This window comes from Pseudarthrobacter chlorophenolicus, assembly GCF_000962805.1.
In the GTDB taxonomy this organism is placed as follows: Bacteria; Actinomycetota; Actinomycetes; order Actinomycetales; family Micrococcaceae; genus Arthrobacter; species Arthrobacter chlorophenolicus_A.
The window spans coordinates 76,506-101,577 of record NZ_JZTW01000002.1; the positions used below are offsets into that span (position 1 = coordinate 76,506).

General features: G+C 66.9%; 21 protein-coding genes. 9 read left to right on the plus strand and 12 right to left on the minus strand.

Features of this window, described 5'->3' with window-relative positions; translation table 11 throughout:
* Window positions 1–53: 53 nt before the first annotated feature.
* The 7 genes from UC32_RS03795 to UC32_RS03825 all read right to left on the minus strand — a co-directional run bounded on the left by UC32_RS03795 (window position 54) and on the right by UC32_RS03825 (window position 8,241).
* Complete coding sequence (locus tag UC32_RS03795) at window positions 54–914, minus strand: sugar phosphate isomerase/epimerase family protein (protein WP_235423583.1); 861 nt, start codon at window positions 912–914, stop codon at window positions 54–56.
* Window positions 915–973: 59 nt separating this feature from the next.
* Entirely contained in the window at window positions 974–1,861 is an 888-nt protein-coding gene (locus UC32_RS03800) for an ATP-binding cassette domain-containing protein (protein ID WP_015936003.1), read from the minus strand.
* Window positions 1,858–3,771 carry a dipeptide/oligopeptide/nickel ABC transporter permease/ATP-binding protein gene (locus tag UC32_RS03805; RefSeq protein WP_045729936.1) on the minus strand — a complete coding sequence of 638 codons (1,914 nt, stop codon included), beginning with the start codon at window positions 3,769–3,771 and terminating at the stop codon, window positions 1,858–1,860. Before UC32_RS03805 ends, UC32_RS03800 begins: the two co-directional genes overlap by 4 nt.
* Window positions 3,768–4,709 carry an ABC transporter permease gene (locus UC32_RS03810; protein WP_045729937.1) on the minus strand — a complete coding sequence of 314 codons (942 nt, stop codon included), beginning with the start codon at window positions 4,707–4,709 and terminating at the stop codon, window positions 3,768–3,770. Before UC32_RS03810 ends, UC32_RS03805 begins: the two co-directional genes overlap by 4 nt.
* Before the next feature lie 6 nt (window positions 4,710–4,715).
* A complete protein-coding gene (locus UC32_RS03815; protein ID WP_045729938.1) occupies window positions 4,716–6,248 on the minus strand; it encodes an ABC transporter substrate-binding protein in 1,533 nt (510 codons plus the stop codon).
* A 143-nt stretch (window positions 6,249–6,391) separates the two neighbouring features.
* Complete coding sequence (locus UC32_RS03820; RefSeq protein WP_045729939.1) at window positions 6,392–7,402, minus strand: Gfo/Idh/MocA family protein; 1,011 nt, start codon at window positions 7,400–7,402, stop codon at window positions 6,392–6,394.
* Window positions 7,399–8,241 carry a sugar phosphate isomerase/epimerase family protein gene (locus UC32_RS03825; protein ID WP_045729940.1) on the minus strand — a complete coding sequence of 281 codons (843 nt, stop codon included), beginning with the start codon at window positions 8,239–8,241 and terminating at the stop codon, window positions 7,399–7,401. The genes UC32_RS03820 and UC32_RS03825 overlap by 4 nt, the downstream gene beginning before the upstream one ends.
* 206 nt (window positions 8,242–8,447) lie before the next feature.
* On the opposite strand from UC32_RS03825, the gene UC32_RS03830 reads away from it, so the two are divergent.
* On the plus strand, window positions 8,448–9,467 hold the full coding sequence (locus tag UC32_RS03830; protein WP_045729941.1) for a LacI family DNA-binding transcriptional regulator: 1,020 nt from the start codon (window positions 8,448–8,450) through the stop codon (window positions 9,465–9,467).
* A gap of 141 nt (window positions 9,468–9,608) precedes the next feature.
* On the opposite strand, the gene UC32_RS03835 is transcribed toward UC32_RS03830, so the two are convergent.
* Together UC32_RS03835 and UC32_RS03840 are read right to left on the minus strand one after the other, a co-directional pair.
* Window positions 9,609–10,490: an aminoglycoside phosphotransferase family protein gene (locus tag UC32_RS03835; RefSeq protein ID WP_045729942.1), complete on the minus strand. Its 882-nt coding sequence runs from the start codon at window positions 10,488–10,490 to the stop codon at window positions 9,609–9,611.
* Between the two features lie 136 nt (window positions 10,491–10,626).
* On the minus strand, window positions 10,627–11,406 hold the full coding sequence (locus UC32_RS03840; protein WP_045729943.1) for an SDR family NAD(P)-dependent oxidoreductase: 780 nt from the start codon (window positions 11,404–11,406) through the stop codon (window positions 10,627–10,629).
* Between the two features lie 89 nt (window positions 11,407–11,495).
* Here UC32_RS03840 and UC32_RS03845 point away from each other — a divergent pair, with 89 nt between their 5' ends.
* Entirely contained in the window at window positions 11,496–12,089 is a 594-nt protein-coding gene (locus UC32_RS03845) for a TetR family transcriptional regulator (RefSeq protein WP_045729944.1), read from the plus strand.
* A 37-nt stretch (window positions 12,090–12,126) separates the two neighbouring features.
* Here UC32_RS03845 and UC32_RS03850 read toward each other — a convergent pair whose 3' ends face one another.
* Entirely contained in the window at window positions 12,127–12,474 is a 348-nt protein-coding gene (locus tag UC32_RS03850; protein ID WP_045729945.1) for a hypothetical protein, read from the minus strand.
* 180 nt (window positions 12,475–12,654) lie between these two features.
* Here UC32_RS03850 and UC32_RS03855 point away from each other — a divergent pair, with 180 nt between their 5' ends.
* From UC32_RS03855 to UC32_RS20735, 4 genes are all read left to right on the plus strand, one after another.
* Complete coding sequence (locus tag UC32_RS03855; protein ID WP_045729946.1) at window positions 12,655–13,722, plus strand: NAD(P)H-dependent flavin oxidoreductase; 1,068 nt, start codon at window positions 12,655–12,657, stop codon at window positions 13,720–13,722.
* Between the two features lie 149 nt (window positions 13,723–13,871).
* Window positions 13,872–14,498 carry a hypothetical protein gene (locus tag UC32_RS03860; protein WP_045729947.1) on the plus strand — a complete coding sequence of 209 codons (627 nt, stop codon included), beginning with the start codon at window positions 13,872–13,874 and terminating at the stop codon, window positions 14,496–14,498.
* 81 nt (window positions 14,499–14,579) lie between these two features.
* Entirely contained in the window at window positions 14,580–15,317 is a 738-nt protein-coding gene (locus tag UC32_RS03865) for a YcnI family copper-binding membrane protein (RefSeq protein WP_045729948.1), read from the plus strand.
* A 100-nt stretch (window positions 15,318–15,417) separates the two neighbouring features.
* Entirely contained in the window at window positions 15,418–16,059 is a 642-nt protein-coding gene (locus UC32_RS20735) for a DUF4232 domain-containing protein (RefSeq protein ID WP_200896308.1), read from the plus strand.
* Window positions 16,060–16,135: 76 nt separating this feature from the next.
* On the opposite strand, the gene UC32_RS03875 is transcribed toward UC32_RS20735, so the two are convergent.
* A complete protein-coding gene (locus tag UC32_RS03875; RefSeq protein WP_235423584.1) occupies window positions 16,136–16,600 on the minus strand; it encodes a DUF4383 domain-containing protein in 465 nt (154 codons plus the stop codon).
* A 319-nt stretch (window positions 16,601–16,919) separates the two neighbouring features.
* Here UC32_RS03875 and UC32_RS03880 point away from each other — a divergent pair, with 319 nt between their 5' ends.
* Both UC32_RS03880 and UC32_RS03885 read left to right on the plus strand, forming a co-directional pair.
* Window positions 16,920–22,043, plus strand: coding sequence for an Lhr family ATP-dependent helicase (locus UC32_RS03880; protein ID WP_152642557.1), 5,124 nt, complete (start codon window positions 16,920–16,922; stop codon window positions 22,041–22,043).
* Window positions 22,036–22,866: an Fpg/Nei family DNA glycosylase gene (locus UC32_RS03885; protein ID WP_045729950.1), complete on the plus strand. Its 831-nt coding sequence runs from the start codon at window positions 22,036–22,038 to the stop codon at window positions 22,864–22,866. Before UC32_RS03880 ends, UC32_RS03885 begins: the two co-directional genes overlap by 8 nt.
* On the opposite strand, the gene yczE is transcribed toward UC32_RS03885, so the two are convergent.
* A complete protein-coding gene (yczE, locus tag UC32_RS03890) occupies window positions 22,830–23,519 on the minus strand; it encodes a membrane protein YczE (RefSeq protein ID WP_045729951.1) in 690 nt (229 codons plus the stop codon). The two genes, UC32_RS03885 and yczE, sit on opposite strands and share 37 nt — an antisense overlap.
* 60 nt (window positions 23,520–23,579) lie before the next feature.
* Here yczE and yczR point away from each other — a divergent pair, with 60 nt between their 5' ends.
* Window positions 23,580–25,061 (plus strand): MocR-like transcription factor YczR, encoded by a 1,482-nt coding sequence (yczR, locus tag UC32_RS03895; protein WP_045729952.1) that lies wholly within the window; start codon window positions 23,580–23,582, stop codon window positions 25,059–25,061.
* Window positions 25,062–25,072: the final 11 nt, after the last annotated feature.

Sequence of the window (25,072 nt, forward strand, 5' to 3'; positions counted from 1 at the left end):
TTTCCTTCGTGGTTGGTGAAGCTTGTTGGTCCGGTGGTTGAGCCTGCCGAAACCTAGAAAAGGTCCGCGTGGCCCATGGCGGTGAGGTTGTCGTAAGAGGTCTGGAGGGCATCCCACACGGTGCGGCCGTACAGCTCGTCCTGCTCCACCAGCAGGTACTGGGCACCGGCCTCGACGGCGGCGGGAACGATGGAGGGGAAGTCCAGGTTGCCTTCGCCCACCTCGGCGAACTGGACCACGTTCTTGAATTCGGCCATGAAACCGGGGAAGTCACCCTTCTCCAGCAGCCCGAAGGACGATTCCGGCATCTGTCCGATCCGGTAGTCCTTCAGGTGCACCATGGCCGTCTTGCCGGCGTACTTTTCGAGCGTCCGGACCGGGTCAAGGCCGGCCCGCTGAACCCAGTGGACGTCGATTTCCATGCCCATGGCCGGGGAGTTCTCCGCGATGACGTCCAGCATGTATTTGCCGTCAAACTTCGCAAACTCAATATGGTGGTTGTGGTAGTACAGGCTGATGCCGTGTTCCTGGAGCCGTTCCGCATACCCGTTGGCCTGCTTGGCAAAGTCGATCACGGCGTCGATTGACTTCATGGCGGGGAACGGCAGCATCCCGATCCGCAGCAGCGACGTGTCCAGCCGCTTGGCGTCGGCCACGATCTTGTCGAAATTCTCCGCCAGCGATTCCACTGGCATGCCCTTGCGGCCTTCAACGTTGACCGAGAGCGCGGCGATGTCCATGCCGAGTTCGCTGCGCGACTTGTCCAGCTCGGCCACGCTCTCCGGCGTCATGGGGATCTGCGAGATCTCCACGGCGTTGTAGCCGATGGCACTGACCTTGCGCAGCGTCTCGAACGCTCCGATGTCCGCGAAGCTGTCCTTGAGCATCATGGCTTGTACGCCTATTTTGGCCACGTCATTCCTCCGTTGTTCCGGCCTGCTGAGGCCTTGGGTCTTAGCTGTGGGCTGCGGCTTCAGGCCGCAGCCCCGGCCTGTTCGGTCTGTTGGCGCTGCTGTTCCAGCAGGCGGTGCCTGTCAGCACGGCGCTGTTCCTGCCGGTCCGGGTCCGGCACTGGGGATGCCAGCAGCAGCCGCTGGGTGTAGGGGTGTTCGGGGTTCCGGGTCACGGTTTCGGCCGGACCCTGTTCCACGATCTCGCCACGGAACATGACGGCCACCCGGTGGCTGATGTGCCGGACCACGTCCAGGTCGTGGGAGACGAAAAGGTAGGAGACGCCCGTGTCCTTTTGGATCTGAAGGAACAGGTCCAGCACGCGCGCCTGCGTGGAGAGGTCGAGGGCGCTGACCGGTTCGTCGCAGACAATCAGTTTGGGTGACAGGGCCAGTGCGCGGGCGATGGCGACGCGCTGCCGCTGGCCGCCGCTGAATTCGCGGGGCAGGCGGTGGACTGCGTCCGACGGCAATCCCACCTGGTCCAGCAGTTCCTTGACGCGTTTCCTGGCGGTTTCCTTGTCCAGTCCCTGAACCGCGAGGGGCTCGGCGAGGATGTCGCCGATCTCCAGGGCCGGGTTGAGGGAGGTATACGGATCCTGGAAGACCACCTGGAGGTCCCGGCTCAGTGTCCTCCGTTCCCGGCGGGAGGCGTTGCTGATGTCGTTGCCTTCGAAGATGACCTTGCCCTGGGTTACCGGTGCCAGTCCCAGGACGGCGCGTCCCAAAGTGGTCTTTCCGGAGCCGGACTCCCCCACCAGGCCAAGGGTTTCACCCTGCCCGATGGTGATGTTAATGTCCGTCAGGGCGCGGAACGGCTTGGCGCGGAACTTCTTGCTGGGGTATTCCACCACCAGGTTTTCAACGGAGAGCAGCGGTGGGGTGTGCTGGGAAGCGGCAGGGGTACTCACGCGACCGGCTCCTTTTCTGCAGTTGCATGGTGGGCTGTTTCACCGTGGGCCACCGGCCCTTCCGGCGGGGAGACGAGCATGGTCATCGGTTCCTTGCCCTCGAGCATGGAACCCAGCAGCGTCTGCGTGTACTTCTCCTTCGGGTTGCGGAGGATCTCGCGGACGGTGCCCTCCTCCACCAGCCGTCCGTTCTGCATCACTGCAACACGGTCGCAGAGGTCGGCGACGACGCCGAAGTTGTGGGTCACCAGGACCACACCGATGTTCAGCCGCTGCTGGAGTTCGCGGAGGAGGTCCAGGACGTCCGCTTGGACAGTGACGTCCAGGGCCGTGGTGGGCTCGTCAGCGATGACCAGGTCCGGTTCACAGCTGATGGCACCGGCGATCAGCACACGCTGAGCCATACCGCCGGAAACCTCGTGGGGATAAGCGTCGAACGTGCGCTCCGGGTTGACGATTCCGACGTCGGTCAACAGCTTGAGTGCCCGCTGGCGTGCTTCGGCCTTACTGATGCCAAGCACTCGCACCATGGGAGTCACCAGCTGGTAGCCGATGGTGAACGCCGGGTCCAGGTTGCTCATCGGTTCCTGCGGGATGTAGGAGATCCGCTTGCCGCGCAGTTTGGTGAGCCGCTCCTGGCTGACTTTTTCGTCCTCAGGGGCAACCGTATAGTGTCCGTCGAACTGGATGGAGCCTGCCACGATCCGTGCGTTGTCCGGCAGCAGCCCGAGGATGGAGAACGCGGTTTGGGATTTGCCCGATCCAGACTCTCCCACAATGCCGAGGATCTCGCCGCGGTCAACGTGGAAGGAGACATCGTCCACCACTTTCTTTATGGATCCGTCAGCCTGTGGGTAGCCGACACCGAGGCCGGTCACCTTGACCAGGTGGTGCTCGGTCCCGCTTTCGACGGCGGCAACTGCCTTCCGTGACTGGCGCGCCTTGGCTGGTTCCGCCGTCGTGCGTGTTCCTGCTGTGGCGGCGCCCGTAGCCGAAACGGCAGCGCGCTTCTTGCGGTGCTTGATCTTTTCGCCGTCTTCCAGGGCGTCCCGGATGGCGTTGCCCAGCAGCACGAGTCCGCCGATGGTGAGGGCCATGGCCAGGGCCGGCCAGAGCAGCAGGGTGGGGGTCAGGTAGACGTTCTTGAACCCCTCCGAGAGCATGACGCCCCAGGTTGCCTTGGTAGGGTCGCCGAGACCCAGGAACTCCAGGCCGGACTGGATGGCGATGGCCACGCCAGCGATCGCCGCCGTCTGGATGATGATGGGGGCGCGGACCACCGAGAAGATGTGACGGGCAATGATGCTCAGGTCAGAAAGGCCGGAGACCCTGGCGGCGTCAACGTACAGTTCGTTCCGCACGGACTGAACCGCGGCGCGGGTGAGCCTGAAGTAGGACGGGCTGATGAGGATGCCGAACGCAATCATTGAGATCCACACGGACGGGCCGAACGCCGCACGGATGGTGAGCAGCACGATCAGCCCGGGAAGGCTCATGAGGATGCTGACAATCCAGTTGGAGACAGCTTCGAACTTGCCCGCGTAGTAGCCGGCAATCAGGCCGGCGGGCAGGCCGATGGCGATGGCGACCCCGGCGCACAGCAAGGCCGACAGCAGCGTCAGCTGGGCCCCGAAGAGCAGGCGGCTCCAGTTATCGCGGCCTGCGCTGTCCGTTCCCAGGATGTTGGTGAAATCCGGCGCGGCGAGGGTCTTGGAGATGTTGGCGAAGTTCTCCTCGAAGGGTGCCAACACCGGAGCCAGGATAGCCAGCAAGGCAATGGTGCCCAGGATGAGGAGAGCTGCGATGCCCAGGGGGTTCTTCAGGAGTCGGCGCATCACGGTGGAACGGACCACCGTGCCGGTCTGGCCCGTGGCCACGGACACTGCCGCTGTATCTACGGAATCACTCATGAGACACGCACTTTCGGGTTGAGCCAGCCATTGACGATGTCCACCAGGAGATTCACCACGATGACCACCACCACGGTGTACATGACGACTCCCATGACCACGGGAAGATCTGTCTGGCCGGTTGCGGCTACTGCAAGCGGTCCCATACCGGGGAGCGCGAAGATCTGTTCGATGATCACCACGCCGCCCAGCATGCCGATCAGCTGCAGGCTCAGCACCGTGAGCCCCGCCGGGGCAGCGCTGCGCAGTACGTGCTTGAACAGAATCTCCCGCTCACCGATCCCGCGGCTGCGGAGGGTCCGGACGTAGTCACGCTCGAGCTGTTTGATGACGGCACTGCGGATCTGCTGTGCGCCGCCGGTGACGCCGTTGATCAGGAGTGCGATGACCGGCAAGGTCATCGACACCACCCAAACCTCCGGACCCACTCCGGGGGAGATGGTGCTGGTGGCCGGGAACAGGCCCAGCTGGATGGCCAGGATGGTTACCAGGAACACGCCGATGACGTATCCCGGGATGGAGTCGCCGATGATGGCGCCCACCTGGACCACCCTGTCCACCCAGCCGCGCTTTACGGCTGCGGCAACACCAATGAGTGCTGCGCAGATGGCGATCAGGATCATTGCGGCGAAAACCATGGTCATGGTCACGGGGATGCGGGTGGCCAGGGAGTTGGCTACCGGTTCGTTGGTGAACCATGAGGCCCCAAGGTTTCCGCCCAGGGCATCGCCCAGCCAGGAGAAATAGCGGACGAACAGGGGCTGGTCGAGGCCCAGCTCGTGTTCCTTCGCGGCGACCTGTTCAGGAGTGGCCTGGTCTCCGAGGATGTTTTGGGCGATGCTTCCGCTGGAGGTGTACAGCAGGGTGAAGGTGAGCACGGAGACAACGAACAGCACCATCACCCCGCTGCCCAGCCTCTTGGCAATGAACTTGATCATGGGGTCCTACTTGGCAGGCGAGTAGTTATAGATGGACGGAACGGCCTGCTGGGCCTGCGGCTCCACGTTGACCTTGTCGTTGTGGTAGTACATCTGGTTGACGCGGAACAGCGGGGCGAACCAGGCCTGTTCCACCACGTACTTGTTGACTTCCTTGGCAGCTTCTCCAGCGTTATCACCGGCGTTTCGTACGGCCAGGATCTTCTGTTCGAGGTCCGGTGTAGTGCTCTTGAACGGGTTGTACAGGGCCTTGGTGGATACGATCTGGTCGATGGCCACCGTGGGTTCACCCTGGAAGAGGTTGTAGAACAGGGCCGAGTACTTCCGGGCGGCAACGTCCGCGGTGAAGGTGTTGGTGATGGCTGCACCCGGGTTGAGGGTGATGCCCACGTCCGCAAGCTGCTGCTTGAGCACGGAGATCAGGGTTTCGGCGCCCGGAAGAGTGGGAACGTCAATGCTGATGTTTCCTTCGAAGCCCGACTCCTTGATGAGCTGCTTGGCCTTCTCGGGATCGTAGCTGTAGTAGTTCTCAAGGTCCTCGGACCACGCACCGCTGTCCTTGCCGAACGGTTGCGAGGTGGGGGTGCCCTGGCCCAGCATCACCTGGTCGAGGATCGTCTTGCGGTCGAACGCGTAATTGATGGCTTGGCGGACCTTCAGGTTGGCCAGGGCCGGGTTTTTGGAACCGTCACGGTCCAGCAGGAGCAGGCCGGACCAGTCAACCTGGTTGGTCTCCAGCTTCATCTTGGCGCCTTCGGCCTGCTTGCCGTTCTTCGGGTCAAGAAGCGTGGCATCGATCTGGCCAGAGACCAGTGCGTTGGTACGGGCGGTCGGATCCAGCAGGATCTTGAGGGTGAGCTTCTTGTATTTCTGGAGATCCTTGTTCCAGTACCCTTCGCGGGCATTGAAGACACTCTGCGAATCCTTCACCGAGGCGGCCTTGTCCATAACGTAGGGGCCGGAGCCCACCGGCTCGGTCTTTATGGCGTCGGTGCCGAGCGCCTTCGGGCTGCCCATCAGGCCGGCCGCCTGGCTGAGGAAGAACTCCAACGCCGGATCCGGGGCGCTGAGGTTGATGTCCACGGTGTCCGCGTCAACCACTGCAACGTCAGAGACCGAACTCAGCTGGGCCATCTGCGGACCATTGGCCTTCTTGAAGTGGTCCAGGTTGGCCTTGGCGGCTTCGGCGTCGAACTTTGCCCCGTCGCTGAAGGTGACGTCCGTCCGGAGGTCCACGGTCAGCTTGGTGCGGGCATCGTTGTACTTCCATGCCGTGGCAAGCATAGGGCTGAGCTTGCCATCAGACTCTCGAAGGATGAGCGAATCGTAAGCTGCCTGGTAGGGCTGAAGCGCGTGGCCCACATGGGCCTGGGCCGGATCCCACGAGGTCAGGTCCCGCAGCGTTCCCAGCGTGAGTGCGGTAACCGTGGTGGCACCGGAATTCGCACCTGCTCCGGCGTTGCCGCCGCCGCAGGCGGTAAGTGCCATCGAGGCACTCAGTACGAGGGCGGCCGCTGCCGCCTTGGGACCTAACTTCATTGTTGGCTCCTTGGATGAGGGAGTAGTGCTTGGTGAAAGTGTGTGGCGTGCGCCACACCGCTTGTGCAACCCACAGTACGCATCGTTGCCATATTTGGCAACCGGTTGTCAGAAAAGTTGCACTTTTGTTTTGCCGCGGTCTTTCAGGAAACGGTTTCGCCGGCGTCGGGGTAGCTCTGCCGGTAGATGTCCTTGATGATCCGGAGCGATTTCTCCGCCTCGGCAGGGCTGATCCAGAACGGTTCTGCATCATCGAGGCGGGCATAGAAATCGGCAATGAGCAGCTCGTGGGACACACCCCAGTAGTCCCGGCCGCCCGAGGCGCTGCGGCGCTCAGGCACCACGTCCACCCGCCCGTCCGCGTACGTCACCGTCAGGTCGCCGCGCAGGTTGAGGACAGCCCCTTCGGTGATGACGTCCAGTGTCACGGGGGCGTTGTACGGATTCGCCAGGGTGGCGTAGAAGGCACTGCGGGCCCCGTTGGCATGCTCTGCCACGAATTCCGCGGTGTCCTCCACCTCAATGTCTCCGCCAAGGAAGCGGGTGGAGGCGTTGCCGCTGACGGCCGTAATCTCCCCCGCCAGCCACTGCAGCAGGTCCAGGGTATGGATGGCCTGGTTCATGAGGAGGCCCCCGCCCCCGCCTTCCCAGGTTCCGCGCCAGGGCCGGTTGCGGTAATAGCCCGCCGTCCGCTGCCACATGACAGTTGCCGATGCGCCGAGCACGCTGCCTAACTCCCCGGATGCCAGCAGATTGTGCATGGCCTGCGACGTCGCGTTGTACCGGTTTTGGAAACACACAGCGATTTTTGCCCGGCCTGCTTCGGCTGCAGCCACCAGCCGCCGGCCCTCGGCCAGCGTGTGGGCCAACGGCTTCTCCACGATGACGTTAACGCCTTGTTCCAGGCAGTCCGCCGCTATGGAAGCGTGCTGGTTATGCGGAGTGCAGATGTGCACCACGTCCGGCCGGACCTGCTCGATAAGGCTGAGGTGGTCGTTGAATCCCGGAACGCCAAAGGTGTCCACGGCTGAGGCGAGCCGCCGGGAGTCGGAATCGCACACCCCGGCCAGCGCGGCGCCGTCGAGCTTGGCGATTGCCCCGAAGTGGACGGAGGACACGTCACCGCAGCCGATGACAGCCGCTTTGATGGTCACGAGAACGAAACCCCGTGCTTGTCGGTGAGTACCGCAAAGGCACGCGCAGCAATGCCGAACGCAACCGGCCCGGAGAAACCGCCCAGTTCGTGGGCGCTGGCAAGGTGGGGTTCAAGGGAGGCGAAGCCGCTGAAGCCATCCGCCTTGAGGGCGGCCACCGTGGCGTCCAGCTCGCCGTCGCCGTGGCCCGAGGGGACCACTTCGCCGGTGCTGAACAGCGCGTCCTTGACCTGAAAATATTCGAGGTACGGCCGGAGCATGGCGTAGCCTGCGGTGTACGGCTTGACGCCCACCTGCACGAAGTTGGCGTTGTCCCATGCGACGCGGAGCGCCGGGGAGGCAACCGTTTCCATGATGTCCAGGACGCGTTCGGGGGTGTCGCCGTAGATGTCCTTTTCATTTTCGTGCAGGAGCACGACGCCGGCCGCCTCGGCTTCCGCTGCCAGCGCGGCCATGCGGACCATGACGTCGCCGCGGATGCCCTCGGCGCTTTGGGCCTCGGCGCGGTAGAAGGAGAAGATCCGGACGTACTGGGTGTCCAGGCCCCTGGCAACGGAGATGATCTGGCGCAGGCGCTCCACCTCGTGCTCCACGGGCAGGCTGATGTCCACCTTGCCGATGGGACTGGCTACTGCTGAGACCTTCAGTCCGCGGCCGTCCAGGATGGCCTTGAGTTCGCGCACCTGCTCCGCCGTTAGTTCGGAGACGTTCGTCCCCCACGCGCTCCGGACCTCGATATGGCTGGCACCCAGTGCCAGCAGCACTGCGGCCTGTACGTGCGGATCGGGGTCGATTTCGTCGCCGAATCCGGACAGGGGCCAGGTTGCAGTTTCGCTCACGGTTTCTCCTTGGTGCTGGCACGCCTGTGCATCGTTGGCGGAAGGCATGCCGTGGCTGGTATCACATCTCCCCCACAACACTAGCGGCGTTGCAATCGACTGACAACCGGTTGCCATCACGTGCGATCCGTGACATCCTAAGGCTTTCAGCGCAGTGTCTCCGGTCACAACCGCGCTCCCGCCAAGTCCGTTCAGAGAGGAACGCCATGGCACTGCAACCAGTCTCGGCGAGCCGCCCCGCGACCATCCACGACATCGCCGCCCTATGCGGTGTTGCTCCCTCCACGGTGTCCCGGGCCCTGTCCACGCCGGACCGCGTCAACATCCGCACCCGCGAGCGCATCCAGGCGGCCGCCGTCGAGCTCAACTACACGCCGAATTCCCAGGCAAAGGCCCTGAGCTCCGGAAAGACCGGCGCCGTGGGCGTCCTGGTCCCGGACATCACCAACCCCTTCTACTTCGACCTCATCCGGGGAACCCAGCTCCAGCTCAAAGCTGCCGGCTACACGCAGCTCCTGGTGGATACCGAAGAGTCGGACGAGGTGGAAGCCAGCGCCATCCAGCAACTCCGGAAAAGTGCCGACGGGCTGATCGTGGGCGCCTCCCGCCTGACGGATGAGGCCCTGCTGGCCGCCCGCGCGGCCATGCCTTTGGTGGCCATCAACCGGGATGTGCCTGACGTTCCAGCAGTCATCATCGATACCCCCGCGGCCACCGGCCAGGCCCTTGACCACCTGATCTCACTGGGCCACACGAAGGTGGCGTACGTATCCGGGCCAGTCTCCTCGCAGTCGAATGCCCGCCGGTGGGATGCCCTGTCCCTGGCCAGTGAGGAACGCGGCATCGAGGTGGTCAAGCTTGGCCCGTTCGCGCCCAAAACCCAGTCCGGCGCTGCGGCAGCAGACACGGCAGTCCACAGCGGCGCAACCGCCTGCATTGTCTTCAACGACCTGATCGCCATCGGCATGCTGCAGCGTCTCCGGGAGCGGGGTGTGCGGGTGCCTGGGGACATGAGCATTGTGGGCTGCGACGACATTTTCGGCGCCGACTTCTGCAATCCGCCCCTGACCACCATGTCCTCCCCCATCGAGCAGGCGGGCCGGGTGGCAGTGACCATGTTGCTGGCACAATTGGATCCCCTCCGCGGCGGCGGCGCCCGCTCCCGCTCGGTGATGCCCACGCACCTGACGGTGCGCGCCTCCACGGCTGCAGCGCCGTCCACCTGAGGGCAGCCGGCCTGCGCTTACCCGTTTTCGCTGCGCTTACCCGTATTCGCTGCGGATCCTCATTGGCGCACCCCGTATATTCGGCGCGGCATCGAGTGTGCGCGTCGGGAAGGGCAGAGGGCAGCCGGCTGCGGGCGCCGCTCACCAACGGTCCAGTGCCTCGCGCAGCATCCGGTGGCCCTGGTTCTCGAAGGCTTCGTCCCCCACCAGATACGCCCACACGGCCGTCCCGATGGCCTCCCGGAGCAGGTCGATGCGCCAGACCAAGCGGGACCGGGGGTCTTCCCCGTAGCCGCCCAAAAATGCCTGCTCAAGGGCCGGCCGTCCCCGCCACTGCTGCACCGCCAACCGGCACAGGTCAGTGGCGGCAGGGCGGAAATCGAAACGGCCGAAGTCGATGACCCGGAGCTCACCGCGGTGGAGAAGCCAGTTCCGCGGCTGCCAGTCGCCGTGGGTAGGAACGACGTCGACAGGCACCGGGCGGTACTCCGCCAACCGGCGCCGGACTTCCCGTTCGACGGCGGGATCAATCCGGTGCGCACGGTCCAGCCACGCGAGGGCCTTCGCCGTGGCCCGGGCTTCGTGGGTGTCATCGGAGCGAGACTCCTGGCGGTGGAGCCGCCCCAGTAACTCACCGGCCTGGGCGTAAGTGCCTGTTTCATGCTCGGCTTCCGTGCCCTCAACCAAGCGGCCTTCGAGGTATTCCATCACCAGTAAATTGGCGCCGGGATCCGCGCGGAGCAGGTGGGCCGCCCGCCCGCACTCCACCAGCGGACGGGTATAGGCCCGATGGGCTTTGATCTCGCGGGCAAGGTGGTGGTTATCCGGTCCCCCGGTCTTGACGATGACCTGACCGGCGGCCGACTGGACGTGGAGGACCTTCGTGTCCACGATCCCCCAGGACAGGTCAGCCACGAGCAGCGGCGCCTCCAGCCACGATTCAGTGAGCCTGGACTGTTCTGGGCCCAGCAGCCCGCCGTCCCACCGATCGTTCAATTGCGTTGCCCCCAGCGTCTGCCCCATCCGAGGAGCCTAGCAACGGCCGCGCCCCTGACCGCCGCGGACGGTACCCACGAACAAAGGCAAGCGTACGACGCCGGGGCTGGCCCGCCGTCGTACGCTTGCTTTTTGGTGCCCGGGCACCTGGGTCCGTGCCGCCTTACAGCGCCGACCAGCCGCCGTCGGACGCGAGGATTGCGCCGTTGACGTTGGTGCCGTCCTCGCTGAGCAGGAACGTGATGGACGCTGCCAGCTGTGCAGCGGTTGCGGGCGCGGGGATGTTGGCCTGCATCAGCGGTCCAAGCCGGCCCGCTGCCAGTTCCGAGCCCCAGTTGGCTTCGATGTTGGTGAGGGTGGCGCCCGGCGCAACGGCGTTGAACCGGAGCCCGCGGGGGCCGTACATGACGGCGGAGTTCTTGGTCAGGCCCACCACGGCATGCTTCGAGGCTGTGTAGGCGGCGCCGGCGGCGGACCCGCGCAGCCCTGCCTCGGATGCGACGTTGACCACCGATCCCGCACCTGAATCCAGCATCAGCGGAACCACGGCCCTGGTGAGGCTCATCAGCGCGGTGACGTTGATGCGGAATACCCGGTCCCAGAGCTCGTCGTCCACCTCGTGGATGGGGGCGAAGTTGTCCATGATCCCGGCGATGTTGGCCAGTGCATCCACCCGCCCGCCGGCAGCGGCAATGACGGCGGCGACTGTCTCATCGGTTGAAATGTCCCCGGCAACCGGGACAAGGTCCAGGCCGGGGTTATCGGCCACGAGATCGTCCAGCCGCTGTTTGCTGATGTCCGCGGCAATGACCCGTCCACCTTCCCGGGCAATCCGCAGCGCGGTGGCCTGGCCGATGCCCGAGCCGGCCCCGGTGACGATGACGGTCCTGCCGGAAAAGCGGCCTGGAGTGGCATTTTCCTGCCATGCGGCGTCGTTGCCCATGGTGTTCCCTTCGGTTGATTGGGCTGATGCCGCCAGCTTATGACACAGAGTGTCATTATGGAAGGGAGTGCAGGGTGAATACTGTTGGCATGCCGACGGTAGAGCCAGCAACCAGGTCCACGGGACGCCCAGCCACTATCGATCCCGAGGCCGTGGCGCGGGTGGCTGTGAAGCTTTTCGGCCGGAACGGGTACGAGGAAACCTCCATGGAGGACATTGCCCGGGCTGCCGGAGTAGGCCGGAAGAGCCTGTACCGCTACTTCGCCACTAAGGCAGACCTGGTGTGGGGCGGCACCGAACCCGCCATCGAGGCGTCGGTTCTGGCGCTGGAAGCGGGCCCCCCGCAGCGTGCAGGTGACGATCCGCTGGAAGGACTGCGCCGGGCGGTAATTGCCGGAGCCGCTGCCCTGCCCGACCTGGCGGTCACCCGGGCGCGCCTCCGCCTGATCGGCGCGCACCGGGAACTGCTCAACCGGAGCTACGAGGCCCTCGGCGCCCAGCGTGAACGCACATTGGCGCACCTCGAGGCGGCAGGGGTTCCTGCCGCTACTGCACGGTATGCCTGCGCAGCCTTTATCGGTGCCACGTTCCAGGCGTGGCTCGAGTGGGCCGGCGGCGACGACCCTGATCCGGCTCCGTACCTTCAGGCCGCCACGGGCGTGGTGGTGCTTCCGCAGGCTTAAGGCCCGGACGGGCCACCCTCCGCTGGTGGCCCGCCGGCTAAAGCTTGTCGGTGCGGTCTTCGCCGCCCTTGTGGCCGCCTCCGCGGAGGTTCTCCTGGACCTTGCCGAAGAGGTCCTTGATGGTGGTTTCCGCGTTGCTGATGACATCCACCGGCACATACACGTCATGGGCGGCCGGGAGGTCGTACTCGTCTTTCAGGTGCGTACCGTTTCCGACGCCCTGCAGTGACAGGTAGACCATGGCGTCCGTCCGCGCGATCCCGGCAAGCTTGCCAAACACCACGGTGAACTCGTTGGGCTGGAAAGTGATGGTCTGGCCGATGTGGCTGCGGCCAAGTTCACCGGCCGGAACAACCTTTTCTGACTGGCTTCCGGTGTAGTCCATGAACTTCTCCTTAGATCGCCTGCACTGATGGAATGCAGTCTATCGCCGGGCGGCGCTGGCGTGGCCGGCACTCTTCTCCACGCGAACGCAGCGGCGTCGGACCGGGACTTGGGCGCGCCGCCCGGCCCTGCAAGACTGGTCGAAGCCGCCGCAAACCATCGGATCCGTCAGGAGAACGCCATGCCCCAGCAGGACCACGCCGCTTCACGCCGCAGCAGGCTCACGGACGTGCTCGGCATTGACGTACCGGTGGTGCTTGGCCCCTTCGGCGGCGTGTCTTCCGTGGCACTCACCGCGGCGGTGTCCGACGGCGGGGGGCTGGGTTCGTACGGCCTGTACGGGTACGACGGCGCCGCGATCCTCAAGACGGCGGCGCAGCTTCGCGCCGCCACGGCCAAGCCGTTCGCCCTGAACCTGTGGGTGCCCACCGGCAGCGAGACGACGGAACTGCCCCGGACCGAGTTCGACAGCTATGTCCGCGCCCTCCAGCCCTATTTCGAGGAGCTTGGCCTCGAATTGCCGGACATGCCGGAACGATTCATGGCCGACTACGGCGAGCAGGTGGAGGCAACCCTGGAGGCTGCCCCCGCCGTCGTGAGCTTCGTCTTTGGCGTCCCCGCGCCGGAAATAGTGGAAGAAGCGCACCGGCGCGGCATCAAGGTGGCCGGCACCGCCACCACCGTGGAGGAGGCCCTGGCCCTCGAAGCGGGCGGCGTGGACGCCGTGGTGGCCAGCGGGATGGAGTCCGGCGGCCACCGCGTGTCCTTCCTGCGCCCGGCCGAGGACTCCCTGGTGGGCACGTTCTCCCTGGTCCCCCAGGTGGCCGATGCCGTCAGCATCCCTGTCATCGCGGCGGGCGGCATCGCCGACCGCCGCGGGTTTGCCGCCGCACTGGCGCTGGGCGCCGATGGGGTCCAGGTTGGCACGGCGTTCCTGGCCACCCGCGAATCGGCCGCCGCGCCGGCCTATCGGGAGCTGCTCCACAGCCCTGCCGCGGGCAATACAGTCCTGACCCGCGCACTGAGCGGCCGGCTTGCACGCGGAATCCCCAACCGGGTTACCTCGGAACTCGCGCCGCCGGCCATCGCCCCGTTCCCCGTCCAGAACTGGTTGACCGGCCGGTTCCGTCCCACGGCCGCCGCTGCCGGAAATACGGACCTCATGTCCCTGTGGGCGGGCCAGTCCGCGCGGCTCGTCCGGCACCAGGGCGCTGCGGACGTCCTGGCGGAGCTGCTGGCGGGGGCCTGAGCGTTTCCTTCTCCCCTTGCCCGGTGCGGGTTTCCACATACGGCAAGCCCGGCGCCGTAACGTCCCCGGTTCCCCGGTAGAATCGGGCGGGCAGGAACAGCCGTTGTTCCTGCAGTTGTACGCGCCATCGCATCGGGAGGGGAGAGTCAGTGCCGGCACACCGCACACCCTTCCACCTGGTCCGCGCCTCAGCACTTGCAACTGGCATCCTGACCCTCGCCGCCGGCGCCCACGTGGCAGGCGGCGGGCAGCTGCCCGCCCCCGGGATCCTCCTGGCCATCCTCGCCCTCACGGGCCTCGCCAGCACCGCTGCCACCAGGCTCAAGCTCTCCTTCCCGGCCATGGCCGGGCTGATGGGCGGCGGGCAACTGGCGCTGCACGAACTGTTCGCCACTTTCAGCGTGTCCTCATTGCCGTCAGGTCCCGTGGCAGCCCATGCAGGCCACCAGCACGGCGTGCCCTCGCTTCCGCCGGACCTGCTGGCCCTGGCCGGGCATGTAGACCCAGCGGACCCTGCTTCGGGTTCCCTGATGCTTGCCGCGCACGCGCTGGCAACCCTGGGCTGCGCCCTGCTGCTGGCCAAGGGCGAGGCAGCGCTTTGGGCCCTGGCCGGGTGGCTGCGGCCCCTCGCCGGCCTTCCCGCACCGCTGGTTTTCAACGACGCCGGGCCCGTTCCCGCAGCACTTCCGCCAACCGCCGCGCCCCTCCGCCCCTGGCGGAACCTGCGGCAGGACAGCCGACGCGGTCCGCCTTCCGCCGTCGCGCTTTCCTACTGACCCGCGCCGGCACCGAGCGCCGGCCTGGGCCTTCCCAATAACTTTGCACGCCCCCTTTGGCGTGCGCCAGAAAGGCAACCCATGAATTCCCCGATCCTTCGCCGCACCCTGACCACAGCCGCAGCCGCGGGCGGCACCGCCGTGCTGATCCTGGCCGGCGCCGGAGCTGCCTCCGCCCATGTGGGCGTGACGCCGGACAAGACGTCCGCCAACTCCTACGCACTGCTGACATTCGCCATCCCCCACGGATGCGAGGAATCAGCCACCACCAAGGTGGCCATTACCCTGCCGGCAGAGCTCAATGACGCCCAGCCCACCGTGAACCCCAACTGGACCGCGGAAAAGGTGACCGAACAGCTCGCCGAGCCGAAAAAGCTTGCCGACGGCAGCTCCATCACCAAGCGGACCAGCCAGATCGTTTATACGGCCAAAACGCCCCTGGCCCACGACCTGCGCGACACGCTGGTCCTGTCCGTCAAGCTTCCCGATGCCGCAGGCACCACGCTGAACTTCCCCACGCTGCAGACGTGCGAGGCCGGCCAAACGGACTGGTCGGAAATCGCCAAGGATGGCCAGGACCCGCACTCCCTGAAGGCACCGGCCCCGTCCATCACCATCACTGACACCGCCGCGTCTGATGGGCACGGCACCACAGCAGCCGCGGCCGCCCATACGGAAGAGGCAGCATCCGTGACGGACAGCGGCGCCGATGCCCGCAGCTGGGCAGGCCTCGGGGCCGGCGTGGCCGGACTTGTACTGGGCGGCCTCGCACTGCTTCGGAGCGGCGCACGCCGGAAGGCAGCCGACAGCACCAACTAGGCCTTATTTGATGCCCGGATCATCACGATCCGGGCATCAAATTGCCTTGGGACCACGTGGCATCGTTGACGCCACCCCGGACTGCCGCGAAGGTGGTGGCATGAGGTCTCAGAAAACACTCCAGGGGATAGCCTTGTCGACGGCCGGTGTGGCGGCTGTCCTGCTGCTTGCGTCATGCGGTCTCGGCCAGCCGCAGAGCCAAACGAGCACCACCCCGGCCGCGCCGGGGACGGGCTCCGCCAGCCCCTCACAGTCCGCACCCCCGGCTACAACGGCCGCGCCGCCGTCGTCCGCAGCCCCGGCAACCACCACGCCGGCAGGGCCCGGACTCTGCAAGGCGGCAGGACTGTCTGCCGCCACCGACGCCAGCGGCGGCGGTGCCGCGGGAAGCGTCTACATGAAGCTCAACCTCACCAACACCGGCAGCGAGCCCTGCATCCTCAAGGGCTTCCCCGGAGTGTCCCTCGCAGCTGACGCGGCGGGCGGTCCCATCGGGGCAGCGGCCACCCGGGACGAGTCCGTTCCTGTCACGGAAGTCCTGCTGGCGCCCGGCCAAACGGGCTGGGCCCAGCTGCGGTACACGCAAGCGGGCAATTACACCGACTGCTCACCGGTTGACGCGGCCGGCTACCGGATCTATCCGCCGGAGGACACCGAGTCCCTTTTCCTGGCGCAACCTACCACCGCCTGCAGCAACGCAGACGTCAAACTGCTGACCATCGGCGCGTTCCAGCCCGCCTGACGCCGGATCATTCAGGGCACCAAAAAGCAGGCGGTCCGGCATCTGCCGGACCGCCTGCTTGCGTCTCTGGTGGCGCCTACGCGGTGGTGTGCCCGGTCCGGGCCGTGCCACGTGAAAGGGCGACGCCCAGGCCGATCATGGCAACTCCGAGGACGAAGTGCAGCCAGTTGTCAGCGGTATTGACCGGGACGAAGTTGGCTGCCGAATCCTGGCCGATCAGGAGCCCGTACAGCCACAGCACCAGGTAAATGGCACCGCCGCCGATCAGGTAGTTCCTGGACTGGACCGCGCTGCCGGCCATCGCAATGCCCGCGATGCCGAAGAGCAGGTGCACGATGTTGTGCAGGATGGAGACCTGGAAGATGCCCAGGAGCAATGCCTCGGAACCGTGCCCGGCAAAGCCGAGGCTTTCGTAGTTGGACGTAATGCCCGGGATGAAGCCCAGAACCCCCACCAGGAGGAAGACGGCGCCAACGGCCAGGGTTGCTTTTTGGATGTTGGTCCGGCCCGCGGTGCGACCGGTGGAACTCATGCTGGTCATGATGTGTCCTGCTTTCAGTCGTATTAGTGCACGTCATCGCCGGGATGTGCGTGAACTGTAGACTCGCCCCCCGGATACGATAAGTATACTTATCAAATTGACCGTGGCTAGGCAGGGGTCCATAACGGACCTGTCACAGATTCGCCTTGCGGGCCATCGGGTGAGGAGGGTGAACTGGCATGGCGTCGATCCGGCTGGGCCGCAGCGAAGGCGCCGTCCTCGTGGCCCCGGCCGCTCTGTCGGTGGGGTGGGGCATGATGGAGGCATGAACCAGGAAGAGCCCTCCACGGACGGCCGGGGTGCCGTGGCCACAGCGCCAATGGGCCAGTTCACCCGGCCCACCCGGGACTGGTTCCTGGGCGCTTTCACTGAACCCACCCCTGCCCAGGACGGCGCCTGGAACGCCATTTCCTCGGGCTCGCACGCCCTGGTGGTGGCTCCCACCGGGTCCGGCAAAACCCTTGCCGCCTTCCTGTGGGCACTGGACCGGCTCCTCTCCGCGGCGCCCGCCCCGGACACCGGAGCCCTGGCGGAAGGTGCCGCACCCGCGGCCGCCGCCGGCACCAAAGGAACCAAGGCCCCTGCGAAAGCCCGCCGTCCCCGGGCACCCAAACGCAAAACCAAGGTGCTGTACATTTCGCCGCTGAAGGCCCTCGGCGTGGACGTGGAACGGAACCTGCGTTCGCCGCTAATCGGCATCACGCAGACGGCCAAGCGGCTGGGGATGCCCGCCCCGCTGATCACCGTGGGCGTCCGGTCCGGAGACACCACCACGGCGGACCGCCGGGCGCTGCTGAGCAACCCGCCGGACATTCTCATCACCACGCCCGAGTCCTTGTTCCTGATGCTCACGTCCCGGGCCAGGGAGACACTCACCGAAGTGGACACCATCATCATCGATGAGGTCCACGCCGTTGCGGGGACAAAGCGCGGAGCCCATCTGGCCGTCTCGCTGGAGCGTCTCGACGCTCTCCTGCCCAAGCCCGCACAGCGGATCGGGCTGTCCGCAACGGTAGAGCCCAAGGAGCTTGTGGCCCAGTTCCTTGCCGGGACCGCTCCGGTCGAAATCGTGGCGCCGCCGTCCAAGAAGAACTGGGACCTTACGGTTTCGGTACCGGTGGAGGACATGTCCGATCTCCAGGGTGCAGCGGGAGCGTTCGACTCCGGCCCGGCCTCCGGGCTGCAGCCGCAGGCGTCCATCTGGCCGCATGTCGAGGAAAAGATCGTTGACCTGGTACTGGCCAACCAGTCAACCATTGTCTTCGCCAACTCCCGCCGGCTGTCGGAACGGCTGACGGCGCGCCTCAACGAAATCTACGCCGAACGCCAGCTTATGGCCGCGGGCGGCGGCTGGGACGGGCCCCTGGAGGACGGTGTGGAGGCGTTTGGCGCGCCCGGCACCGGCTCCGGGCCGTCGTCGGGCGTGCCTGCCTCCACTGCAACACCGGCACACATGATGGCGCAGGCCGGAAGCTCCGCGGGAGCGGACCCGGTGCTGGCCCGCGCGCACCACGGCTCGGTGTCCAAGGACGAGCGTGCGCTCATCGAGGACGACCTCAAATCCGGGCGGCTGCGGTGCGTGGTAGCTACATCCTCCCTGGAACTCGGCATCGACATGGGGGCGGTGGACCTGGTGGTCCAGGTGGAGTCGCCGCCGTCGGTGGCCAGCGGCCTCCAGCGCGTGGGGCGCGCGGGGCACCAGGTAGGCGAAATTTCGCAGGGCGTCCTGTTTCCCAAGCACCGGGCGGACCTGGTGCATACGGCCATCACCGTGGAACGCATGCTGGACGGCAAAATCGAACGCCTCAGCATCCCCGCCAACCCCTTGGACATCCTGGCGCAGCAGACGGTTGCCGCCACCGCCCTGGGCAGCATCGACGTTGAGGAATGGTTCGCCACGGTCCGCCGGTCGGCCCCATTCGCTTCGCTCCCCCGCTCGGCGTTCGAGGCCACCCTGGACCTGCTGGCCGGCCGCTACCCGTCCGACGAATTCGCCGAGCTGCGGCCACGGATCATCTGGGACCGCAACGAAGGAACCATCGAAGGCAGGCCGGGCGCCCAGCGGCTCGCCGTGACCTCCGGCGGAACCATCCCGGACCGCGGCCTGTTCGGCGTCTACATCATCGGCACGGAGATGGAAGGCTCGGCGTCGCCCTCGGAGGACGGCAAGCCGGCTCCGGCCCCCAAGGGTGGCCGGCGCGTAGGCGAGCTGGACGAGGAGATGGTGTACGAATCCCGCGTTGGCGACGTCTTCGCGCTCGGCGCCACCAGCTGGAAGATCGAGGACATCACGCACGACCGCGTGCTGGTCTCCCCGGCTTTTGGCCAGCCCGGCAAGCTGCCCTTCTGGAAAGGTGACTCCCTGGGCCGGCCAGTGGACTTGGGCCGCGCCCTCGGCGCCTTCGTGCGCGAGCTGTCCGCCTCCGACGCCGGCCCGGCCGCCGAACGCTGCCAGGCCAGCGGACTGGACGCTTTCGCCGCCAACAACCTCATCCAGTACCTGTCTGAACAGAAACAGGCCACCGAAGTGGTTCCCAGCGACACCACCCTGGTGGTGGAACGGTTCCATGACGAACTGGGCGACTGGCGGGTGATCCTGCACAGCCCCTTCGGCATGCCGGTCCATGCACCGTGGGCATTGGCCGTGGGCCAGCGGCTCCACCAGCGGTACGGCCTGGACGGCTCAGCCATGGCCGCCGACGACGGCATCGTCCTGCGGGTGCCAATGATGGAGGACGAGCCCCCGGGCGCCGAGCTGTTCCTCTTCGACCCTGAGGACCTGGAGCAGATCGTCACGGCCGAGGTGGGCGGCAGTGCCCTGTTTGCTTCACGGTTCCGCGAGTGCGCGGCCCGTGCCCTGTTATTGCCGCGGCAGACCCCCGGCAAGCGGCAGCCCCTGTGGCAGCAGCGCCAGCGGTCCGCCCAGCTGCTGGATGTGGCTCGGAAATACCCCACGTTCCCCATCGTTCTGGAGACCGTCCGCGAGTGCCTCCAGGACGTCTACGACCTGCCGGCACTGAAGGACATTGCGGCCGCCGTTGAACGCCGCGAATTGCGGGTGGTGCAGACCACCACGCAGCAGCCGTCGCCGTTCGCCAAGTCCCTGCTCTTCGGCTACGTTGCCCAGTTCCTGTACGAAGGCGATTCCCCGCTGGCGGAGCGGCGCGCAGCTGCGCTTGCTTTGGATTCCACCCTCCTGAACGAGCTGTTGGGCCGGGTGGAGCTGCGCGAGCTCCTGGATGCCAAGGTCATCGACGCCACCGAACGCGAACTGCAGCGGCTGGTGCCGGACCGCAGGGTGCGGGGGCTTGAGGGCGTGGCCGACCTCCTGCGGCTGCTTGGTCCGCTGGACCCGGATGAGGCCGCCGCCCGTTTGGAGCCTGCTGCAGGGGTTGATCCTGCCACTGCCGTCGATCCCGGTGAAACCCCTGTGGCTGATCCCTCCGGGGCCGCCGCCGCCGGGGACGATGCCGATGCCGATGCCGACTTTGCCGACCACCCTGCGCCTGAGCCTGCCGAGGGCACACCGCCCCACACTCCCTCTGCCACTGTTGAGGAAGCCGCCGCCCACCTCGTGGCGCTGCAGCGGGCCAACCGCGCCATCAAGGTCAACATCGGCGGTGCGGAACGGTTCGCTGCCGTGGAGGACGCGGCCCGCCTTCGTGATGCCATCGGTGTGCCGCTGCCCATGGGCGTGCCGCTGGCGTTCATCGAGCCCGTAGCGGACCCGCTGGGCGACCTGGTGTCCCGCTACGCCCGCACCCACGGGCCCTTCACCGCTCCCGAAGCCGCCGCCCGGCTGGGACTGGGCGTCGCCGTGGTGGGCACCGCCCTAAAGCGCCTCGCCGACGACGGCCGCGTGGTGGAAGGCGAATTCCGGCCCCACGCCACGCCCGTCGCCGCCGGGCCGGAGTCCGCGCCAACCGGCGGCGAGGACAGCGATCTGCCGGGCGGGGACGGACAGCAGGAAGAAATCCTGCGCGAAACCGTGCACGCGGCCGTCAGCGAATGGTGTGACGCCGAGGTGCTGCGGAAGCTCCGAAGGCGGTCCCTGGCCGCGCTGCGCGCCGAAGTGGAGCCCGTGGACGCCGCCGCTTACGGACGGTTCCTCCCTGCCTGGCAAAACGTCCGGATCCCGGGCGGCGGGCGGGGGCAGCCGGCACTGCGGGGATTGGACGGCATCGTCACCGCCATCGACCAGCTCTCCGGCGTCCCCATCCCGGCATCCGCCTGGGAACCACTGATCCTGGCCGGCAGGGTGTCCAACTACCAGCCCGCCATGCTGGATGAGCTGATGGCCGCGGGCGAAGTCCTTTGGTCCGGAGCCGGTGCCTTGCCGGGAAATGACGGCTGGATCAGCCTGCACCTGGCAGACTCCGCGGAGCTGACGCTGAACCCTGCACCGGACTACGAACCGGGTGACGCCGGCCTGCGGCTCCTCGACCATCTCCGGAACAACGGCGGCGGGTACTTTTTCCGCCAGCTCACGGAGGTGGCGGGCGGCATGGACTCGGTGCTCAGCGACCAGGAAGTGGTGTCCGCCCTCTGGGATCTCGCCTGGGCCGGACGGATCACCGGTGACACCTTTGCACCCGTCCGGTCGCTGATCGCGGGTGGCCATACGGCCCATCGGCAGGTGGCGAAGGCTCCCCGTTCCAGGGCTCCACGGCTGAACAGGCTGGGCCGCTCCCACGGCACCGGGCTGATGGGCTCCGCGGGCCTGGCCGGCGGACGGTACGGTTCCCAGGGTGCAGCCGCCACTCCCCCAACGGCTGCCGGCCGCTGGTCCGCCCTTCCACAGCCGGAACTGGATGCCACCATCCATGCCCGGGCTACGGCCGAGCTGCTGCTGGACAGATATGGGGTGGTAACCCGCGGGTCGGTCATGGCGGAGCAGATCCTGGGCGGCTTTGGCCTGATGTACAAGGTGCTGGCAAGGCTCGAGGAAGCCGGCCGGTGCCGCCGCGGGTACTTCATTGAACACCTCGGCGCGGCGCAGTTCGCTGTCCCCGCCACGGTGGACCGGCTTCGCTCGTATGCGGAGGACAGCCAGATCGCCAAACCTGAACCCGTAGCCCTTGCCCTGGCCGCCACGGATCCCGCGAATCCCTACGGCGCCGCCCTGCCCTGGCCGGCCCTGCGGGATGATGCCGGCACCGGCCACCGGCCCGGCCGCAAAGCCGGAGCCCTTGTGGTGCTGGTGGACGGCGCCCTGGTTCTCTACGTCGAGCGGGGCGGCAAGACCCTGCTGGCGTTCTCCGACGACCCCGCCATCCTTGACGCCGCCGGCGCAGCCCTGGTGGGTGTGGTCACCCGCGGAGCCGTGGACAAACTGATCATGGAAAAAGTCAACGGCCAGGGCATCCTGGACACCCCCGTCGCCGCTGCCCTCAGCGCTGCCGGCGCCTACTCCACTCCCAAAGGTCTGAGGATCCGTGCCTGAGGGAGATTCCGTCTGGCGGGCCGCCCGTCGACTGCACAAAGCACTGGCCGGCCAGACACTCACCGCCTCGGATTTCCGCGTACCGCGCTTCGCCACGCTGAACCTCACCGGATGGACCGTGACAGAGGTTGTCCCGCGCGGCAAGCACCTGCTCATGCGGGTCAAGGGGCCAGGGGACAAGGCCCTCACCATTCACTCCCACCTCAAAATGGAAGGCACCTGGCAGGTCTACCCGCCCGGCGGCAGGTGGCGGAAACCCGGCTTCACCGCGCGGTGCGTGTTGCGCACTGCCGCCGCGGACGCCGTCGGCTTCTCGCTGGGCATCCTGGAAGTGGTGGCGACAGCGAACGAGGACTCCATTGTCGGTTTCCTGGGCCCGGACCTCTTGGGACCGGACTGGGACCTGGACGAGGCCGAACGCCGGCTCCGGGCGCGGCCGGAGGTTCCCATCGGCGTGGCCATCCTGGACCAGAGCAACCTCGCTGGCATCGGGAACATCTACCGCTGCGAGGCCTGCTTCCTCTCCGGCGTACATCCGGCCACACCCGTGTCAGGGGTGGCGGACCTGCGAACCCTGATGACTGACGCCAAGCAGCTCCTGGAAGCAAACCTTGGCCCAGGCCGCCGCGTCACCATCCTCAACGCCCGCGGCATGCCCGTGGGCAGGATGGCCGGGCGGCCCGGCTACTGGGTGTACCGCCGGGACCAGCACGCATGCCTCAAATGCGGCACGCCCGTCCGGCGCGGACTGCTGGGGAAACTGAACGGCGAAGAGGAACGCGACATCTACTTTTGCCCGAGGTGCCAGCCCTTCCCGGAATAGCTGGGTTCACCCGCGGCGTCCGGGCCGCCGTTCCGGCTCCCGTCCGAACGCGCCACCAGGGCCACTTTCGGAGTACCGGCCGGAACCATGAACCAGGGCAGCAGCAGCTGTACCAGCGGCCCGATCGCCAGCGCGTACAGCACGGTTCCCACGCCAACTGACCCGCCCAGCAGCCAGCCTGCCGCAAGGACAACTACCTCGATGAGGGTTCGGGACAACCGGACTGACCACCCTGTGCGCCGCGCGAGTCCGGTCATCAGCCCGTCACGGGCTCCCGGGCCGAACCTGGCGCCGATGTAGCATGCCGAGGCGATGCCGTTCAGGAGGATGGCGCCGGCCAGCAGGCCCACCTGTCCGGCAAGGTTGGACAGGGAGGGAATCAGTGCCAGGCCAACATCGGCGAAGACACCCACCAGGATGGCGTTGCAGAGGGTGCCGAAGCCGGGCCGCTGGCGCAGGGGAATCCACAGCAGGAGCACCAGGAAACTGACAATGATGACCACGACGCCGATACTCAACCCGGTCCGGTTGGCCACGCCCTGGTGGAATACGTCCCAGGGGTCCAAGCCAAGCCCGGCGCGAATGAAGAGGGCCAGCGAAATGCCGTACATGGCGAGGCCGGCGAAAAGTTGAACGAGTCTGCGGAACATCATTGGTCAACCCTCCCATCAAACTGGCATTGATTTACATAGCCAGTTTAAGATACTGGCTATATGGCTCCTTCCCTTGGCGCGGCTGCACTCGGCCGCATGCTCGGCATCTGGCACCACGGCGGCGCCCCCGCCTACAGGGAACTGGCAGACGTCATCCGACTCCTCATCCTGGACGGCCGCGTACCGCTGGACACGGCACTCCCCAGCGAGCGCGCCCTGTGCACCGCACTGGACGTCAGCCGGACCACTGTCACCGCGGCCTACTCGACCCTGCGTGAGCAGGGGTTCCTCAGCAGCGGTCAGGGCAGCCGAGGCAGGACGCGCATCCCGGAGCGGACAGCCTTCGGCCCGGCGCTCTACAGCCCGCAAACTTCAGCCAGCCCCGCGCTGACTGCTCCCGGCCTGGCCGCACCCGAAGGGCTGATCGACCTGGCCTATTCGGCACTGCCGGCCAGCGGAGAGGTGGTGCACCGCGCCTTCGCCGCGGCGATGACGGAATTGCCGGCGCTGCTGCCGGGATTCGGGTATGACGCCGTGGGGCTACTGCCACTTCGCCAGGCCATTGCCGACAGGTATGCGGCAGCCGGCGTTCCCACCGGCCCCGGACAGATCATGGTCACGTCCGGCGCGCAGCACGCGCTGACCATCATCATCCGCACCCTGGCCGACCGCCAGGACAAGGTGCTGGTGGAACACCCCAGCTACCCCAACGCACTGGACGCCATCCGTGCCGCCCGCTGCCGCCCCGTGCCGGTCGGCTTCGCGGAGTCCGGTTGGGACCTCCCGGCACTGGAAACAGCACTGGCCCAGCAGCGCCCCAAGATCGCCTACCTGGTTCCCGACTTCCACAACCCCACGGGCATGATGATGCCCGACGCCCAGCGCCGCCGGCTGGTTGCGGCCGCTGCCGCGGCGGGGACCATCCTGATCGCAGACGAAACACTGAGGGAGCTGAACCTCGACGGCGTCCAGTCCACACCACTGGCCGGCTTCAGCAGTGCGGTGGTTTCCGTGGGGTCGCTCAGCAAGTCCCACTGGGGCGGCCTGCGCACCGGCTGGATCCGCGCCTCCGAGCCGATGATCCAGCGGTTCACTGCGGCGCGGAGCGTCCTGGACCTGGGCGGACCGGTCATGGAGCAACTGGCCGCGGCCCACCTGGTCCGGTCCCTGGACGAGCCCCTGCCGGCCCTGTTGGACACCCTCCGGGACAACCGCACCGCACTGCTGGAGCTGCTCCGGGAGCACCTGCCGTCCTGGCAAACCACATCACCTTCGGGCGGACTGTCCGCATGGTGCAGGCTGCCCGCCCCTATCAGTACGGCGCTGACTGTGATCGCTCCTGAGCACGGGATCAGGCTGGCCGCCGGGCCGCGGTTTGGGATCGGCGGCGCCTTCGAGCGGTACCTTCGGCTCCCCTTCACCCTTCCGCCCGGCAAACTCGAAACCGCCGTGCTGGCCCTGCGGGCCGCCCAGGACAGACTCGACGCCGCACCCCAGCTGCGGAGCTCACTGACCCAGGCCCCCGCCGTCGCCATCGCCTGACTTCAGCCGCC

Excerpts from the sequence above, each read along its gene's own strand:
- UC32_RS03805 (WP_045729936.1), bottom strand. The coding sequence starts at position 3,771 with ATGAGTGATTCCGTAGATACAGCGGCAGTGTCCGTGGCCACGGGCCAG.
- UC32_RS03810 (WP_045729937.1), bottom strand. The coding sequence starts at position 4,709 with ATGATCAAGTTCATTGCCAAGAGGCTGGGCAGCGGGGTGATGGTGCTG.
- UC32_RS03815 (WP_045729938.1), bottom strand. The coding sequence starts at position 6,248 with ATGAAGTTAGGTCCCAAGGCGGCAGCGGCCGCCCTCGTACTGAGTGCC.
- UC32_RS03830 (WP_045729941.1), top strand. The coding sequence starts at position 8,448 with ATGGCACTGCAACCAGTCTCGGCGAGCCGCCCCGCGACCATCCACGAC.
- UC32_RS03835 (WP_045729942.1), bottom strand. The coding sequence starts at position 10,490 with ATGGGGCAGACGCTGGGGGCAACGCAATTGAACGATCGGTGGGACGGC.
- UC32_RS03840 (WP_045729943.1), bottom strand. The coding sequence starts at position 11,406 with ATGGGCAACGACGCCGCATGGCAGGAAAATGCCACTCCAGGCCGCTTT.
- UC32_RS03845 (WP_045729944.1), top strand. The coding sequence starts at position 11,496 with ATGCCGACGGTAGAGCCAGCAACCAGGTCCACGGGACGCCCAGCCACT.
- UC32_RS03850 (WP_045729945.1), bottom strand. The coding sequence starts at position 12,474 with ATGGACTACACCGGAAGCCAGTCAGAAAAGGTTGTTCCGGCCGGTGAA.
- UC32_RS03855 (WP_045729946.1), top strand. The coding sequence starts at position 12,655 with ATGCCCCAGCAGGACCACGCCGCTTCACGCCGCAGCAGGCTCACGGAC.
- UC32_RS03865 (WP_045729948.1), top strand. The coding sequence starts at position 14,580 with ATGAATTCCCCGATCCTTCGCCGCACCCTGACCACAGCCGCAGCCGCG.
- UC32_RS20735 (WP_200896308.1), top strand. The coding sequence starts at position 15,418 with ATGAGGTCTCAGAAAACACTCCAGGGGATAGCCTTGTCGACGGCCGGT.
- UC32_RS03875 (WP_235423584.1), bottom strand. The coding sequence starts at position 16,600 with ATGACCAGCATGAGTTCCACCGGTCGCACCGCGGGCCGGACCAACATC.
- UC32_RS03880 (WP_152642557.1), top strand. The coding sequence starts at position 16,920 with ATGGGCCAGTTCACCCGGCCCACCCGGGACTGGTTCCTGGGCGCTTTC.
- yczE (WP_045729951.1), bottom strand. The coding sequence starts at position 23,519 with ATGATGTTCCGCAGACTCGTTCAACTTTTCGCCGGCCTCGCCATGTAC.
- yczR (WP_045729952.1), top strand. The coding sequence starts at position 23,580 with ATGGCTCCTTCCCTTGGCGCGGCTGCACTCGGCCGCATGCTCGGCATC.